This is a genomic window from Micromonospora sp. WMMD1076 (assembly GCF_029581475.1).
Lineage (GTDB): Bacteria > Actinomycetota > Actinomycetes > Mycobacteriales > Micromonosporaceae > Micromonospora > Micromonospora aurantiaca.
In genome coordinates, this window is the sequence record NZ_CP120862.1 from 2,425,198 (window position 1) to 2,437,941 (window position 12,744).

12 protein-coding genes are annotated in these 12,744 nt (G+C 74.4%); 8 read left to right on the plus strand and 4 right to left on the minus strand.

The genetic code is table 11. The features are described 5' to 3' along the window. Positions 1–19 precede the first annotated feature (19 nt). The gene (locus O7622_RS11855) at positions 20–487 is read left to right on the plus strand and encodes a GNAT family N-acetyltransferase (protein WP_282313397.1); all 468 of its coding nucleotides are present in this window, start codon (positions 20–22) and stop codon (positions 485–487) included. A 194-nt stretch (positions 488–681) separates the two neighbouring features. Here the strand turns inward: O7622_RS11855 and O7622_RS11860 are convergent, their stop codons facing one another. Further along, positions 682–1,275, minus strand: a complete 594-nt coding sequence (locus O7622_RS11860) for a GNAT family N-acetyltransferase (protein ID WP_282313398.1) — start codon at positions 1,273–1,275, stop codon at positions 682–684. A 35-nt stretch (positions 1,276–1,310) separates the two neighbouring features. On the opposite strand from O7622_RS11860, the gene O7622_RS11865 reads away from it, so the two are divergent. Next, on the plus strand, positions 1,311–2,615 hold the full coding sequence (locus O7622_RS11865) for a glycosyltransferase family 87 protein (protein WP_282313399.1): 1,305 nt from the start codon (positions 1,311–1,313) through the stop codon (positions 2,613–2,615). On the opposite strand, the gene O7622_RS11870 is transcribed toward O7622_RS11865, so the two are convergent. After that, entirely contained in the window at positions 2,520–3,065 is a 546-nt protein-coding gene (locus O7622_RS11870; RefSeq protein WP_282313400.1) for a GNAT family N-acetyltransferase, read from the minus strand. The two genes, O7622_RS11865 and O7622_RS11870, sit on opposite strands and share 96 nt — an antisense overlap. Positions 3,066–3,144: 79 nt before the next feature. On the opposite strand from O7622_RS11870, the gene O7622_RS11875 reads away from it, so the two are divergent. From O7622_RS11875 to O7622_RS11900, 6 genes are all read left to right on the plus strand, one after another. After that, positions 3,145–4,374: a crosslink repair DNA glycosylase YcaQ family protein gene (locus O7622_RS11875; RefSeq protein WP_282313401.1), complete on the plus strand. Its 1,230-nt coding sequence runs from the start codon at positions 3,145–3,147 to the stop codon at positions 4,372–4,374. Then, positions 4,364–4,987 (plus strand): DUF2752 domain-containing protein, encoded by a 624-nt coding sequence (locus O7622_RS11880; RefSeq protein WP_282313402.1) that lies wholly within the window; start codon positions 4,364–4,366, stop codon positions 4,985–4,987. Before O7622_RS11875 ends, O7622_RS11880 begins: the two co-directional genes overlap by 11 nt. 136 nt (positions 4,988–5,123) lie before the next feature. Beyond that, a complete protein-coding gene (thyX, locus tag O7622_RS11885) occupies positions 5,124–5,861 on the plus strand; it encodes an FAD-dependent thymidylate synthase (protein ID WP_282314115.1) in 738 nt (245 codons plus the stop codon). 52 nt (positions 5,862–5,913) lie between these two features. Continuing rightward, entirely contained in the window at positions 5,914–6,840 is a 927-nt protein-coding gene (dapA, locus tag O7622_RS11890; RefSeq protein WP_282313403.1) for a 4-hydroxy-tetrahydrodipicolinate synthase, read from the plus strand. A 51-nt stretch (positions 6,841–6,891) separates the two neighbouring features. Further along, positions 6,892–8,580 carry a ribonuclease J gene (locus O7622_RS11895; protein WP_282313404.1) on the plus strand — a complete coding sequence of 563 codons (1,689 nt, stop codon included), beginning with the start codon at positions 6,892–6,894 and terminating at the stop codon, positions 8,578–8,580. A gap of 174 nt (positions 8,581–8,754) precedes the next feature. Then, positions 8,755–10,305 carry a S1 family peptidase gene (locus O7622_RS11900; protein WP_282313405.1) on the plus strand — a complete coding sequence of 517 codons (1,551 nt, stop codon included), beginning with the start codon at positions 8,755–8,757 and terminating at the stop codon, positions 10,303–10,305. Between the two features lie 205 nt (positions 10,306–10,510). Here O7622_RS11900 and O7622_RS11905 read toward each other — a convergent pair whose 3' ends face one another. Next, on the minus strand, positions 10,511–12,157 hold the full coding sequence (locus tag O7622_RS11905; protein WP_282313406.1) for a YbjN domain-containing protein: 1,647 nt from the start codon (positions 12,155–12,157) through the stop codon (positions 10,511–10,513). Then, positions 12,154–12,633 carry a YbjN domain-containing protein gene (locus tag O7622_RS11910; RefSeq protein WP_282313407.1) on the minus strand — a complete coding sequence of 160 codons (480 nt, stop codon included), beginning with the start codon at positions 12,631–12,633 and terminating at the stop codon, positions 12,154–12,156. Before O7622_RS11910 ends, O7622_RS11905 begins: the two co-directional genes overlap by 4 nt. Positions 12,634–12,744 lie beyond the last annotated feature (111 nt).

The following is a 12,744-nucleotide window of genomic DNA, read 5'->3' on the forward strand; positions in this document are numbered from 1 at the left end:
GCCCACCTAGGCTGCTTTCATGATCGATTCCGGACACTCCGACCGCACCGGCCGCCGGGTGACGCTGCGCCCGGTGGACGACGACAACTGGCGGGCCGTGGCGGACGTCGCGCCGCACGACGACCAGCGCGCCTTCGTGGCCGCGCTGGCCGCCCGATACCTGCTTCTCACCGAGCGCTCGGACGTCTGGAACTCGCTGGCCGTCTACGCCGACGAGACGGTGGTCGGCCATGTCATGTGGGGCGTGGACGACGACGAGTCGCGCTGGATCGGCGGCATGGTGATCGACGCCGCCGAGCAGGGCCGGGGCCTGGGCCGCGCCACCGTTCGGACGCTCGCCGACTGGCTCGCCGAGGCGGGCCGCCCGATCCGCCTGAGCTACCACCCCGACAACAAGGCCGCCGCCGCCCTCTACACGTCCCTGAACTTCCACCCCACAGGCGCGACCGAGGACGACGAACTGGTAGCCGAACTCCCCCCGGCCTGACCCCAACCCCCCACCCCACCCCCGGCCCGCCCCTGGTCGATCATGAGGTTGGCGGCGGTTGGGGAGATCGAAGAGGCCGCCAACTTCATGATCGACTGGATCAGGGCGGGGGGTGGGGGTGGGGTGGCGGTCCTGCCCCGTGCCGGGACCGCCGGCCCACCCACGTCGGGGTGGACCGGCGGCCGGGCGGAAACTCATCGCTCGGCTGAGGATTCTTCCTCTGCGGTCTCCGGGACTGCCACGTGCAGGCGGATCTGGGGGACCAGCATGTCGTCCACGTCCAGCGCGCGGGCCGCACCGTCCGGCTCCCAGCCGGTCGAGCCGAGGAACTTCCGGGTCGCGGCGTCGGCGTCGAACGCCCACGCCACAGCCCGGGTCAGACCGTCGGCGCGCCAGTTGTCGACGGCCGCGGCGAGCAGCCGGCTGCCGTGCCCGCGCCGCCCCCACCGGGGCTCGACCAGCAGGTCCGTGACCGCGGCGACGTCCGAGCCGAGCGCCTCGGCCGGCTCGTCGGGGGCGAGCGCGTCGGCGTCGGCCGGACCGGAGGCGACGAACCCCACCAGATAGGATTGCGCCGCCTGTTCGACGGCGACCAGCACCCGGTGCGCGCCCGAGGGCGGCTCCTGCACCGCCGCACTCCACCGCCGCGCGAGGTACGCCTCGTCGAGGTTGTCGAGCACGTGCCGGGGCAGGATCCGGCGGTACGCGACCCGCCAGGTCGCGAGCTGGATGCGTGCGATCTCGCCGGCGTCCTCGGGACGCGCGGGCCGGACGTAGCCTGCAGCCATGGCACGTGAGCCTACGCAGGGCGAGGAGGGTGACGGTGGCGCAGGGTGCCGGGCGGACGATCACGCAGGTCGTCGCCGTGGTGGCGCTCGCCGCGGCGGTCACCGTGTTCCTCTCCGTGGCGGCGGTGCGGCACGGCTTCTTCGACCTCCAGGTCTACTACGGCGCGCTGACGTACTGGGCGCGTGACGGCGGGGAGATCTACGACTTCCTGCGCCCCGGCACGCAGTACGGCTTCACCTATCCGCCGTTCGCCGCGCTGGTGATGCTGCCGATGGCGTACCTGCCGTGGAGCGCGGCGATCGTGGTGAGCGTGACCGCGACGGTGCTGGCGAGCGCCGTGGTGGTCTGGCGGCTGCTGGACCCGGTGGCCCGCCGGTCCGGCTGGACCCGCTGGTTCGCGCTCGCTGTCGCGCTCTGCCTGGCCGCCGCGTACGAGCCGATGCGCGAGACTGTCAACTTCGGCCAGGTCAACATGCTGCTGCTGTTCCTGGTGGCGGTGGACCTGCTGTGGCTGCTGCCGGCGCGCAGCCGCTGGGCGGGCGTGGGCATCGGCCTGGCCACCGCGATCAAGCTGACGCCCGGCATCTTCCTCGTCTATCTGCTGGTCACCGGCCGCTGGCGGGCCGCGCTGACCACCGTCGGCACCGCCGCCGTCGCCACGCTCGTGGCCGCCGGCCTCTTCCCCGACGCCTCCCGGGAGTTCTGGACCGAGGCGCTGTGGAACACCGACCGGGTCGGTGAACTGGCGTTCGTCTCCAACCAGTCGCTGCGCGGGGTGGTGGCCCGGCTCGACCCGCAGCACCCCAGCACGATCGCCTGGCTGGTGCTCGTACTCCTGACGCTCGTGGTGTGGGTTTGGCGCTCGCGGGCGGCGGTGGCCGCCGGCGACGAGGCCACCGGCCTGGCCCTCACCGGCGCCGTGATGTGCCTGGTCAGCCCGGTGACCTGGGTGCACCACCTGGTCTGGCTGCTGCCCGGCCTGATCCTGCTCGTCGACAACGGCATGGCGGCGCCCGCGCGCAGCCGCCGGCGCCGTCTGCTGCTGGCCGCCGCGTTGATCGGGTACGCGCTGCTGTGCAGCCGGATCGTCTGGTCCTGGGAGAAGGACTTCACCGGCGTGGACGGCTTCCTCGGCAGCAACACGTACGTGTGGATCAGCCTGGCGCTGCTGCTCGGGCTGCCGGTCCGCCGCCGGCTCACGCCGGCCGGCGGTGAGCGTCCCGGCGGCGGCGTCCCGGCCGGGTCAGCCTCCGGCGGTGTACCGCAGCTCGCGGAGCAGGATCGGGGTCCGGCCACCGGAGAGCGGCACCGGGTAGGTGGACTCCTCACCGTCCGGTGAGTGCCCGGCCCGCTCGTAGAAGCGGCGGGCCCGGGCGTTGTCGGCGAGCACCCAGAGCCGGTACCCGGTCCAGCCCCGCTCGGCCAGGCCGTCGCGGGCCGCCGCGAGCAGCGTCCGGGCGGCGCCGGAGCCCCAGTGCGCCGGCTCCAGGTAGATCGCCAGCAGCTCGCCGTGCGCCGGGTCGAGGTCGCCGCGGTCCTGGTTGTTCCGGTACGGCCCGAACGTGGTGAACCCGACGATCGTGCCGTCGTCCACGGCGACGAGCGTGGTGAACGGGTGCTCCGGATCGGCGGTGCCGAGGTCGCGGCGGCGCTGCGCCCAGGCGCGGGGGTTCAGCCGGCTCAGCACCTCCTCGGGCATGATCCCGGCGTAACCGGCCTGCCAGCCGTGGACGTGCACCCGGGCGATCGCCTCGGCGTCGTCCGGTTCCTCCCGGCGAATGGTGAGCACCTGTCCGTTCTATGCCCCGACGGGCGATCGGTCCAGCCGCCGCTCCCGATGTCGTACCGCTGGATTAGGGTCGCCGACGATGGCCGTACCGGAATCGCTCTCCCTCGCCCAGGCCCGCCGGATCGCCCTGGCCGCCCAGGGCTTCGCCGACCCGGCGCCTTCGGGCGTGCCCACCCGGCGGCACCTACGGCGGGTGCTCGACCGGGTCGGGCTGATCCAGATGGACTCGGTGAACGTGCTCCAGCGGGCGCACTACCTGCCGCTCTACAGCCGGCTCGGGCCGTACCCGACCGCCCTGCTCGACACCGCCGCCTACCGCCGCCCGCGTGAGCTGTTCGAATACTGGGCGCACGAGGCGTCGCTGGTGCCGGTGGGGCTGCATCCGGCGTTGCGCTGGCGGATGGCCAAGGCCCGCGACGAGGCGTGGGGCGGGATGCGCCGGATCGCCGAGGAGCAGCCCGAACTGGTCGCCTGGGTCCGCGACGAGGTGGCCGCCCGGGGGCCGCTGACCGCGGCCGAGATCGAGCACGACGCCCCGCGGGAGACCGGCAACTGGGGCTGGAACTGGTCGGCCGTGAAGCGGGCGCTGGAGTTCCTGTTCTGGGCCGGCGAGGTCACCGCCGCCGACCGCACCAACTCGTTCGCCCGCCGCTACGACCTGCCCGAGCGGGTGCTCCCGGCCGCCGTGCTGGACGCGCCCACCCCGAGCGACGCCGAGGCGCACCGGTCGCTCGTGTCGATCGCCGCCCGCTCGCTCGGCGTCGCCGCCGAGACGGAGCTGCGCGACTACTTCCGGCTGCCGGTCGCCGGGGCGCGGCGTGCGGTGGCCGAGCTGGTCGAGGCGGGCGAGCTGACCCCGGTCACGGTGCAGGGCTGGCGGCAGCCGGCCTACCTGCACGCCGACGCCCGGCTGCCCCGCTGGGTACGCGGCAACACGCTGGTCAGCCCGTTCGACCCGCTGGTCTGGGAGCGGGCGCGCACCGAGCGGCTGTTCGGCTTCACCTACCGGATCGAGATCTATGTGCCGGCGCCCCAGCGGGTGTACGGCTACTACGTGCTGCCGTTCCGCCAGGGCGAGCGCTTCACCGCCCGCGTCGACCTGAAGGCCGACCGGAAGACCGGGGCGCTGCTGGTGCCGGCCGCCTGGGCCGAGCCGGGCGCCGACCCGGGGGAGACCGCTGTGGCGCTCGCCGCCGAGCTGTACCGGCTGGCCGGCTGGCTCGGCCTGGACGCGGTCGCCCCGCCCGCTGCGGGCGACCTCGCGGGGCCGCTGGCCGCCGCGCTGGTGGGCGTGGCAGGTGTACGGTGAGCGCGTGACGAGCGTTGACCGGCCTGCCACCGCGCCCGACCCGCACCCGCACCCGCACGGGCACGCGCAGCCGGAGTCCGGATCGCCGTCGCACGCGCACGCCGGCCCGCCGGCTCCCGCCGGAGCGCCGTGGCCGGGTTACCCGGTGACGTACCAGCCGGTCGAGGCCGACCGGTTCACCCGGATGGTGCTGCGCCTGCACGCCCGCGCCCCGCGCTGGGCGGTGCCGCTGGCCGCGCTCGGCTGCGTCGGCCTCGGCATCGCGTACGCCCTGATCAGCGACCCGACCCGGAGCGACCCGGACGCCGCGCCGACCTGCCTGCTCAAGCTGACCACCGGCCTGGACTGCCCCGGTTGCGGCGGCACCCGCGCGCTCTGGTACGTGCTCCACGGCGACCTGCCCGCCGCCGCCCGGCACCACTTCCTGTTCATCTTCGCGCTGCCGTTCCTGGCCTGGCTCTTCGTGGCCTGGGCCGGCAACCGGGCGTTCGGCTGGAAGCTGCCCGAGGTCCAGTTCAGCCCCAAGGTCATCGGCATGTTCCTGGCCGCCTGGGGGATCTTCTCGGTCGCCCGCAACCTGCCCTGGGCACCCTTCACCTCGCTCTACGTGTGACCTCCCGCCGGCGGGACGGATCGCGCGACGGCGCCCCTGGAGACCTTGGACATCTGGGCGTGAGCGCCGGCTGGTCGGCCGCGTGCCCGATTTCCACGGCGACGGCGCGGCCACTACAGTCGCAGGAATGCCGGAGATGGTTCAGCCCCAGGTCAAGTTGATCGCGTGGACCCAGTTCCAGGCGCCCGGAGAGGTGCCCTGGTCCACCGACGCCGACGGTGGGCAGGCGCTCGCCGAGTTCGCCGGCCGGGCCTGCTACCAGAGCTGGAAGAAGCCGAACCCGGCCACCGCCACCAACGCCGGCTACCTGGCGCACATCCTGGAGGTCGGCCACCTGAGCGTGCTGGAGCACGGCTCGGTGAGCTTCTACTTCAGCGGCGTCTCCCGCTCGTTCACCCACGAGCTGATCCGGCACCGGCACTTCTCCTACTCGCAGCTCTCCCAGCGCTACGTGCCCGAGCGGGACGCGGCGATGGTCGAGCCGTCGGTGATCGCCGACGACCCGGAACTGCACAAGAAGTTCGTCGAGGCAACCGACGCGGCGGTGCGGGCGTACACCGAGTTGCTGGAGGGGCTGGAGGCCCGCTTCACCGATGAGCCCAACCCGACGCTGCGCCGCAAGCAGGCCCGCCAGGCGGCCCGGGCGGTGCTGCCGAACGCCACCGAGACCCGGATCGTGGTGACCGGCAACTACCGGGCCTGGCGCCACTTCGTGAAGATGCGCGCCACCGAGCACGCCGACGTGGAGATCCGCGAGCTGGCGGTGGAGTGCCTGCGCCAGCTCAAGGGTGTCGCGCCGAACGTCTTCGCCGACTTCGTGATCGCCACCCTGCCCGACGGCTCCGAGGTGGCTGCGTCGCCGCACGCGGAGTGACTCGTCGCCCTTCGCCGCCAGGCCACCGGCGGCCGTCCGCTAGGTTGTGAGCATGACGCACGACCACTCCGCCGCCTCGAGCCGGGGCGCGTCGCGCCCGTTCGGGCGGGTGATGACGGCCATGGTGACCCCGTTCACGCCGGACGGCGGCCTGGATCTCGACGGCGCCGCCCGGCTGGCCGAACATCTCGTCGACGAGCAGGGCAACGACGCGCTGGTGCTCAACGGCACCACCGGGGAGTCCCCGACCACCACGGAGGCGGAGAAGGAGTCGCTGATCCGCACCGTGGCCGAGGCGGTCGGCGACCGGGCCCGCATCGTCGCCGGGGTGGGCACCAACGACACCCGGCACACGGTCGAGCTGGCCACGCAGGCCGAGAAGGCCGGTGCGCACGGCCTGCTGGTGGTCACGCCGTACTACAACAAGCCGCCGCAGGCCGGTTTGCTGCGACACTTCACCACGGTCGCGGACGCCACCGGCCTGCCGGTCATGCTCTACGACATCCCGCACCGCACGGGCGTGGCGATCGCCACCGAGACGCTCGTCAAGCTGGCCGAGCACGGCCGGATCGTCGCGGTGAAGGACGCCAAGGGCGACCTGTTCGCCACGTCGGAGGTGCTCAGCCGCGCCGACCTGGCCTACTACAGCGGTGAGGACGCGCTCACCCTGCCGATGCTGTCGATCGGCGCGGTCGGCGTGGTCGGCACCTCCACCCACTTCACCGGCGCGCTGACCAAGCAGATGATCGAGGCGTTCGAGGCGGGCGACAACGCCGGTGCGCTCGCGCTGCACCGGCGGTTGCTGCCGCTCTACACCGGTATCTTCCGCACCCAGGGCACGATCCTGGTCAAGGCCGGCCTGGGGACGCAGGGTCGCCCGGCCGGCCCGGTGCGGCCGCCGCTCGTCGACGCCACCGGTGACGAACTGGCCCAGCTGCGCGCCGACTGCGCCGCGGCGGGCCTGCCCCTGCCCGAATGAATCAACGACACGACGGACGCCGCGCGACGGCGTCGCAGAATGAGGTGACGCGTGACCGAGGCGCACATCGAGGGTGAACTGCCCCCGCCGCTGCCCGAGGGCGGCCTGCGGATCATCCCGCTCGGCGGACTCGGCGCCATCGGCCGGAACATGACCGTCTTCGAGTACGACGGCAAGCTGCTGATCGTCGACTGCGGGGTGCTGTTCCCCGACGTCGAGCAGCCGGGCGTGGACCTGATCCTGCCCGACTTCGGCCCGATCCTGGACCGGCTGGCCGACGTGCAGGCGATCGTGCTCACGCACGGCCACGAGGACCACATCGGTGCGGTGCCGTACCTGCTCGCGCACAAGCCGGACATCCCGCTCGTCGGCTCCCAGTTCACCCTGGCCCTGGTCGAGGCGAAGCTGGCCGAGCGGCGGATCCAGCCGTACACGCTGACCGTGCGGGAGGGCGGCCGGGAACGGCTGGGCCCGTTCGAGTGCGAGTTCTTCGCGGTGAACCACTCGATCCCGGACGCGCTGGCGGTGGCCATCCGTACCCCGGCCGGGCTGGTGCTGCACACCGGCGACTTCAAGATGGACCAGCTTCCGCTCGACGGGCGGATCACCGACCTGGCCGGCTTCGCCCGGCTCGGCGCCGAGGGCGTCGACCTGCTGCTGTCCGACTCGACGAACGCGGAGATCCCCGGGTTCGTCACGCCGGAGCGGGAGATCGGCCCGGTCCTCGACTCGATCTTCGCGAAGGCCAAGGGGCGGATCATCGTCGCCTCGTTCGCCTCGCACGTGCACCGGGTGCAGCAGGTCTTCGACTCGGCCGTCGAGCACGGCCGCAAGGTGGCGCTGATCGGCCGGTCCATGGTCCGCAACATGGGCATCGCCCGCGACCTGGGCCTGCTCAACATCCCGCCCGGCCTGGTGGTCGGGATCGAGGAGGCCACCAACCTGCCGCCCGAGCAGATCGTGCTGATGTCCACCGGTTCGCAGGGCGAGCCGATGAGCGCGCTGGGCCGGATGGCCAGCGGCGACCACCGGCACATCACCATCGCCCCCGGCGACACGGTGGTGCTGGCGTCGTCGCTGGTGCCCGGCAACGAGACCTCGGTCTACCGGGTGATCAACCGCCTGGCCCGGGCCGGCGCCGTGGTGGTGCACAAGGACGTCGCGAAGGTGCACGTCTCCGGCCACGCCCCGGCCGGCGAGCTGCTCTACCTGCTCAACGTGGTACGCCCGAGCAACCTGATGCCGGTGCACGGCGAGTGGCGGCACCTGCGGGCGCACGCCCGGCTCGGCATCGAGTCCGGCGTCGCGCCGGACCGGGTGGTGCTCTGCGAGGACGGCGACGTGGTCGACCTGGTCGAGGGCCGGGCCAGCCTGGTCGGGCGGGTCAAGAGCCGGTACGTCTACGTCGACGGCCTCGCCGTGGGCGACGTCAGCGAGTCGTTGCTGACCGAGCGCCGGATCCTCGGCGACGGCGGCTTCATCGCCACCACCGTGGTGGTCGACTCCGTCACCGGCAAGGTGGTCGCCGGGCCGACCGTCTCGGCGAAGGGCTTCTCCGAGGACCCGGCCGCGTTCAACCCGGTGGTGCCGCTGGTCACCGAGGCGCTGAACCGGGCCGCCGCGGACGGCATCACCGACCCGCACCAGCTCCAGCAGATCGTCCGCCGCACTGTGGGCCGCTGGGTCAACGACGCGTACCGCCGTCGGCCCATGATCGTCCCGACCGTCGTCGAGGTCTGACCCGACCGCGCCGCGCGCCGGTCCACCCTCCACGGTGGGCCGGCGCCGTCGCTTTCCGGGTACGCCCCGACACGGCGCGTCGAAACGTGCCGCCCGTACTCATCCGATCGGCGTCCGTCTCCGTACCTCCCGATGGCCGGCGTGCCCCTGCGCCGGTCGGGAGGAGCGTGGCGGATGGACCGCAGACGGATGACAGTCATCGGCGTACTGGTGGCGGCGGCCGGGTTGACGGCGGCCGTGACCGTACCGTCGTTCGCCGGCGAGGAACCCCGGCGGGCCGCGCCGGCGGCCGACGGCGTCGCCCCGGAGGTCCTTGACGCGATGGGCCGCGACCTCGCGCTGACCCGCGACCAGGCGGTGAAGCGGCTGCGGACCGAGCGGTGGGCGGCCGGCACCGTCACCCGGCTGCGCGGCGAACTCGGCGCCGGTTACGGCGGAAGCTGGCTCAGCGCGGACGGCGCCACGCTCACAGTGGCGGTGGCCGACCAGGCCGGCGAGGCGCGGGTACGTGCCGCGGGCGCGGTGCCGAAGCGGGTGGCCCGGGGCGTCGCCGAGCTGGACGCGGTCAAGAGCCGGCTGGACGCGGCGGGCGCCGACGCCAGCCCGGACGTGGCCGGCTGGTACGTCGACGTGGCCGACAACGCGGTGGTCGTGATCGCCCGTCCGGGCGCGGAGGCCGACGGCCGCCGGCTCGCCGCCGCCGCGGGGTCGAATGCCGGGATGGTCCGGGTGCGGACCGCCGACGAGGCCCCGCGTCCGCTGTTCGACGTGCGGGGCGGTGACGCCTACCTGATCAACAACGCGGGCCGCTGCTCGGTCGGCTTCTCCGTGGTCGGCGGGTTCGTCACCGCCGGGCACTGCGGCCGGCCGGGGGACCGCACCACCGGATCCAACCGGGTCGCCCAGGGCACGTTCGCCGCGTCCTCGTTCCCCGGCGACGACTGGGCGTTCGTGCGGGTGAACGCCGACTGGACGCCGCAGGGCGTGGTGACCGACTTCGCCGACGGCGGCACTGTGGCGGTGAACGGCTCCACCGAGGCGCCGGTGGGCGCGTCGATCTGCCGGTCCGGCTCCACCACCGGCACCCGCTGCGGCCTGATCCAGGCGAAGAACGCCACGGTCAACTACCCGGAGGGCACAGTCACCGGGCTGACCCGGACGAACGTCTGCGCCGAGCCGGGTGACTCCGGCGGCGCGTGGCTCTCCGGCGACCAGGCGCAGGGCGTCACGTCCGGCGGGTCCGGCGACTGCACCCGGGGTGGCACCACGTTCTTCCAGCCGGTGAACGAGATCCTCCAGCGCAACAACCTGACGCTCGTCACCGCAGGCGACCAGCCCGCGCCCACGCAGCCGCCGGCCGGCGGCGGCGAGACCACCCCGCCCGCGACCGTCGAGCCCACCCCGCCGGCGGGCGACACCGAGTGCTCCGGCCAGGTGAGCCGGACCGGCCGGATCGCCGCCGGACGGACCCAGATCCAGCCGGACGGGCGCTTCTACCGGGTGCCCGACGGCACCCAGGAGGCATGCCTGTCCGCGCCGGACGGCGTCCGGGCGGTGCTGGAGCTGCAACGCTTCACCGGTGGCGCGTTCCGCACCGTGGCCCGCGCGGCCGCCGCCGACGGCACGGCCCGGCTGACCGCCGAGACGTCGGCCGGCGCCTACCGGTACCGCGTCGTCGGGTTGTCCGGCTCCGGCGAGTACACGCTGGGGTTCTCCGCCCGCTGACCGCCGCACCCGGACCGCGGCCCCCGACCACCACCGCCCGGTGATCGGGGGCCGCGCCGCGTCGGCGGCACGGTTCCTCCGGGAACCACCACCGCCCGGTGGTCGGGGGCCGCGCCGCGTCGGCGGCACGGTTTCTCCGGGAACCACCACCGTCCGGTGGTCGGGGGCCGCGCCGCGTCCGCGGTGCCGTCGGTCGGTGCGCGGCTCAGGGCAGTGCGGCGACCGCTTCGGCGTACGCGGTGCCGGTGCGGACCGCGGCGGCCACCAGCACCGCGAGCTGCGCCGGGGCCACCCCGCAGGACAGGTCGGTGGAGACGCCCGCGGCCAGCACCAGCGTCCCGTCGCCGGGCTCGTGGACGTACGCGGCGGGCAGCAGCCGGTCGTGGTTCCAGGCGTTGCAGAACGCGTACGCCTCGGCGCGCCGACCGGCCGGCAGCCGCCGCTCCGCTACCACCCGGGCGTGCAGCACGTCGCCCTCTCGGCCGAGCAGGCGGAACTGGATCGTGGCCCCGCCCCACCGCCCGGCGAGCGTGCCGTCCGGCTCAGGCGTGTACGGCTCGCCCCGGGCGTCGAGGGCGGCGGCGAGCAGCGCCGCGTCCAGCGGTGCCGGTTCCTCCGGACCGGGCGGCCCGGGTTCGGCCGGATCGGCGTCCGGCTCCTCGTCGAACTCGCTCTCGGCGGCCAGCGACACCGGCGCGGCGAGTGGCCGCTCGGCCAGCCAGGAGGCGATCCGGCCGGACTGGTGCCCGGTGCCGTTGCGGGCGTCGAAGCTGCCGGCCAGCGCCGTCGCCAGCGCCTGCAACTGCGTACCGAGCGTCGCCACGTCCACCTCGGCCGCCGGCCGGGAACCGTGCCCGGGGCGGTGGATGCGCCGCCCGCCCAGCCCGGCCTCGGCGGCCAGTCCGCACAGCAGCGCGCCCGCCGCCGCGAACTCCATCGCGGCCAGGTCGTCGGCCGGGCGGTCCAGCTCGGGCAACTGCTCGGTGAGGATCTCCAGCCCGCGGTGCAGGTAGCCACCCAGCGCACAGAAGCGCAGATGCGCGGCGAGCAGCGGGAACGCGGTCCGCTCGCCGCGGTGCCGGCGGTACGCGCGTACGTGCGCCCGGGCCGCCCGCGCCACCGCGCCGGTACGCAGCCACGGCAGCAGCCCCACGGCGAGCGCCCGTTCCGGCTGGTCGGTGCAGGCCGTCGCGCCGGCCGCTGCCGCCTGCCGTTCGCCCCGCCGGGTCGGTACCGGCTGCGGCTCGACCCAGCCGGTCAGCGCGGGCGCCAGTGCCGCCAGTGCCGCGTCCGGCTCGCCCCAGCCGGCCAGGAGGTCGGCCCGCCGCGCCGGGGCGCACCCCGCACACCCGCCCACCGGGTCGTTCTCGTCCGCCGCCGACCAGCGCTCGTACGCCCGCCGGGCCGCCGGCTCGTCGCCGAGGTGGTCGGCGAGGCGGCAGCGCAGCTCCGCCACCGGCGCGGCGTCCTCGCCCAGTTCCCCGGCGAGCACGTCCAACAGGGACCGGGCCTGGTCCAGGCCCACCCGGGGAGTGCCGAACGACGCCTCCACCGCCTGCCGCTGATGCCGGCGCAACCGGATCAGCTCGTCCGGGCGGGCGTCCAGCAGCCCGGGGTGCCCGTCGAGCGTGGCCCGCATCCGCCGGACCGGCTCCACCGCCCGCCACCGCTCGCCCCGGTGCAGGTAGGCCTCGACCAGCGCGAACCGCGCCGAGAGGGCGGTACGCGGGTCGCCTGTGGCGTCCGCCCGGGACGCGATCCGCTCCAGCTCGGCGCAGCGCTCCGCGCCGTCGGGCCGGTCCCGGGCGTCGGCGAGCGCGGCGGCCAGCCCCCTGTCGCGTGCCGTGGTCACCGGAGCGTCCCGCCGGCCAGCTCGTCGACGGCGGCGGCGAGCTGGCACCCGGTGGTCACACCACAGTCGACGAGCCGGTCGAGCTGGTGCGGCGTCACCCCGCGCTCCAGGTCGGTGGTGACCTCGCCGCACACCTGGGCCGACCCGTCGTCGGCGACGTGCACGTACGCCTTCGGCCAGAGCCGGTCGTGGTTCCACGTGTTGCAGAAGGCGTGCAGCTCGGGCACGCGCTCGATGCCGAAGTGGTCAGCGACGACTGTGCGTACCTGGAGCAGCTCACCGGCCACGCCCCGGCGGTGGAACCAGATCAGGTTCCGTTCCCAGCGGCCCACGAGCGCGCCGCCGGGTTCCTCGGCGACCGCGTACCCCCGGTGGCCGAGCACGGCGGCGATCAGCTCGCCGGTCAGCGGGCGCAGTTCCTGCGGGTGTCCGGCCAGCGGACCGTCCGGACCGTCCTCGATCTCCGGCGACGCCATCGGGCATCCCTTCTGAGGCGAATAACACAAACGACGGTCCGACCCGTGCTGCGACGCGCGGACACGACCCGGAAAAGCGGCGATCCACCGGGTGACGCCGTTACCGTGACT

Coding starts and splice junctions, on each gene's coding strand:
- O7622_RS11855 (WP_282313397.1), top strand. CDS start 20: ATGATCGATTCCGGACACTCCGACCGCACCGGCCGCCGGGTGACGCTG.
- O7622_RS11860 (WP_282313398.1), bottom strand. CDS start 1,275: ATGGCTGCAGGCTACGTCCGGCCCGCGCGTCCCGAGGACGCCGGCGAG.
- O7622_RS11875 (WP_282313401.1), top strand. CDS start 3,145: ATGGCCGTACCGGAATCGCTCTCCCTCGCCCAGGCCCGCCGGATCGCC.
- thyX (WP_282314115.1), top strand. CDS start 5,124: ATGGTTCAGCCCCAGGTCAAGTTGATCGCGTGGACCCAGTTCCAGGCG.
- dapA (WP_282313403.1), top strand. CDS start 5,914: ATGACGCACGACCACTCCGCCGCCTCGAGCCGGGGCGCGTCGCGCCCG.
- O7622_RS11900 (WP_282313405.1), top strand. CDS start 8,755: ATGGACCGCAGACGGATGACAGTCATCGGCGTACTGGTGGCGGCGGCC.
- O7622_RS11910 (WP_282313407.1), bottom strand. CDS start 12,633: ATGGCGTCGCCGGAGATCGAGGACGGTCCGGACGGTCCGCTGGCCGGA.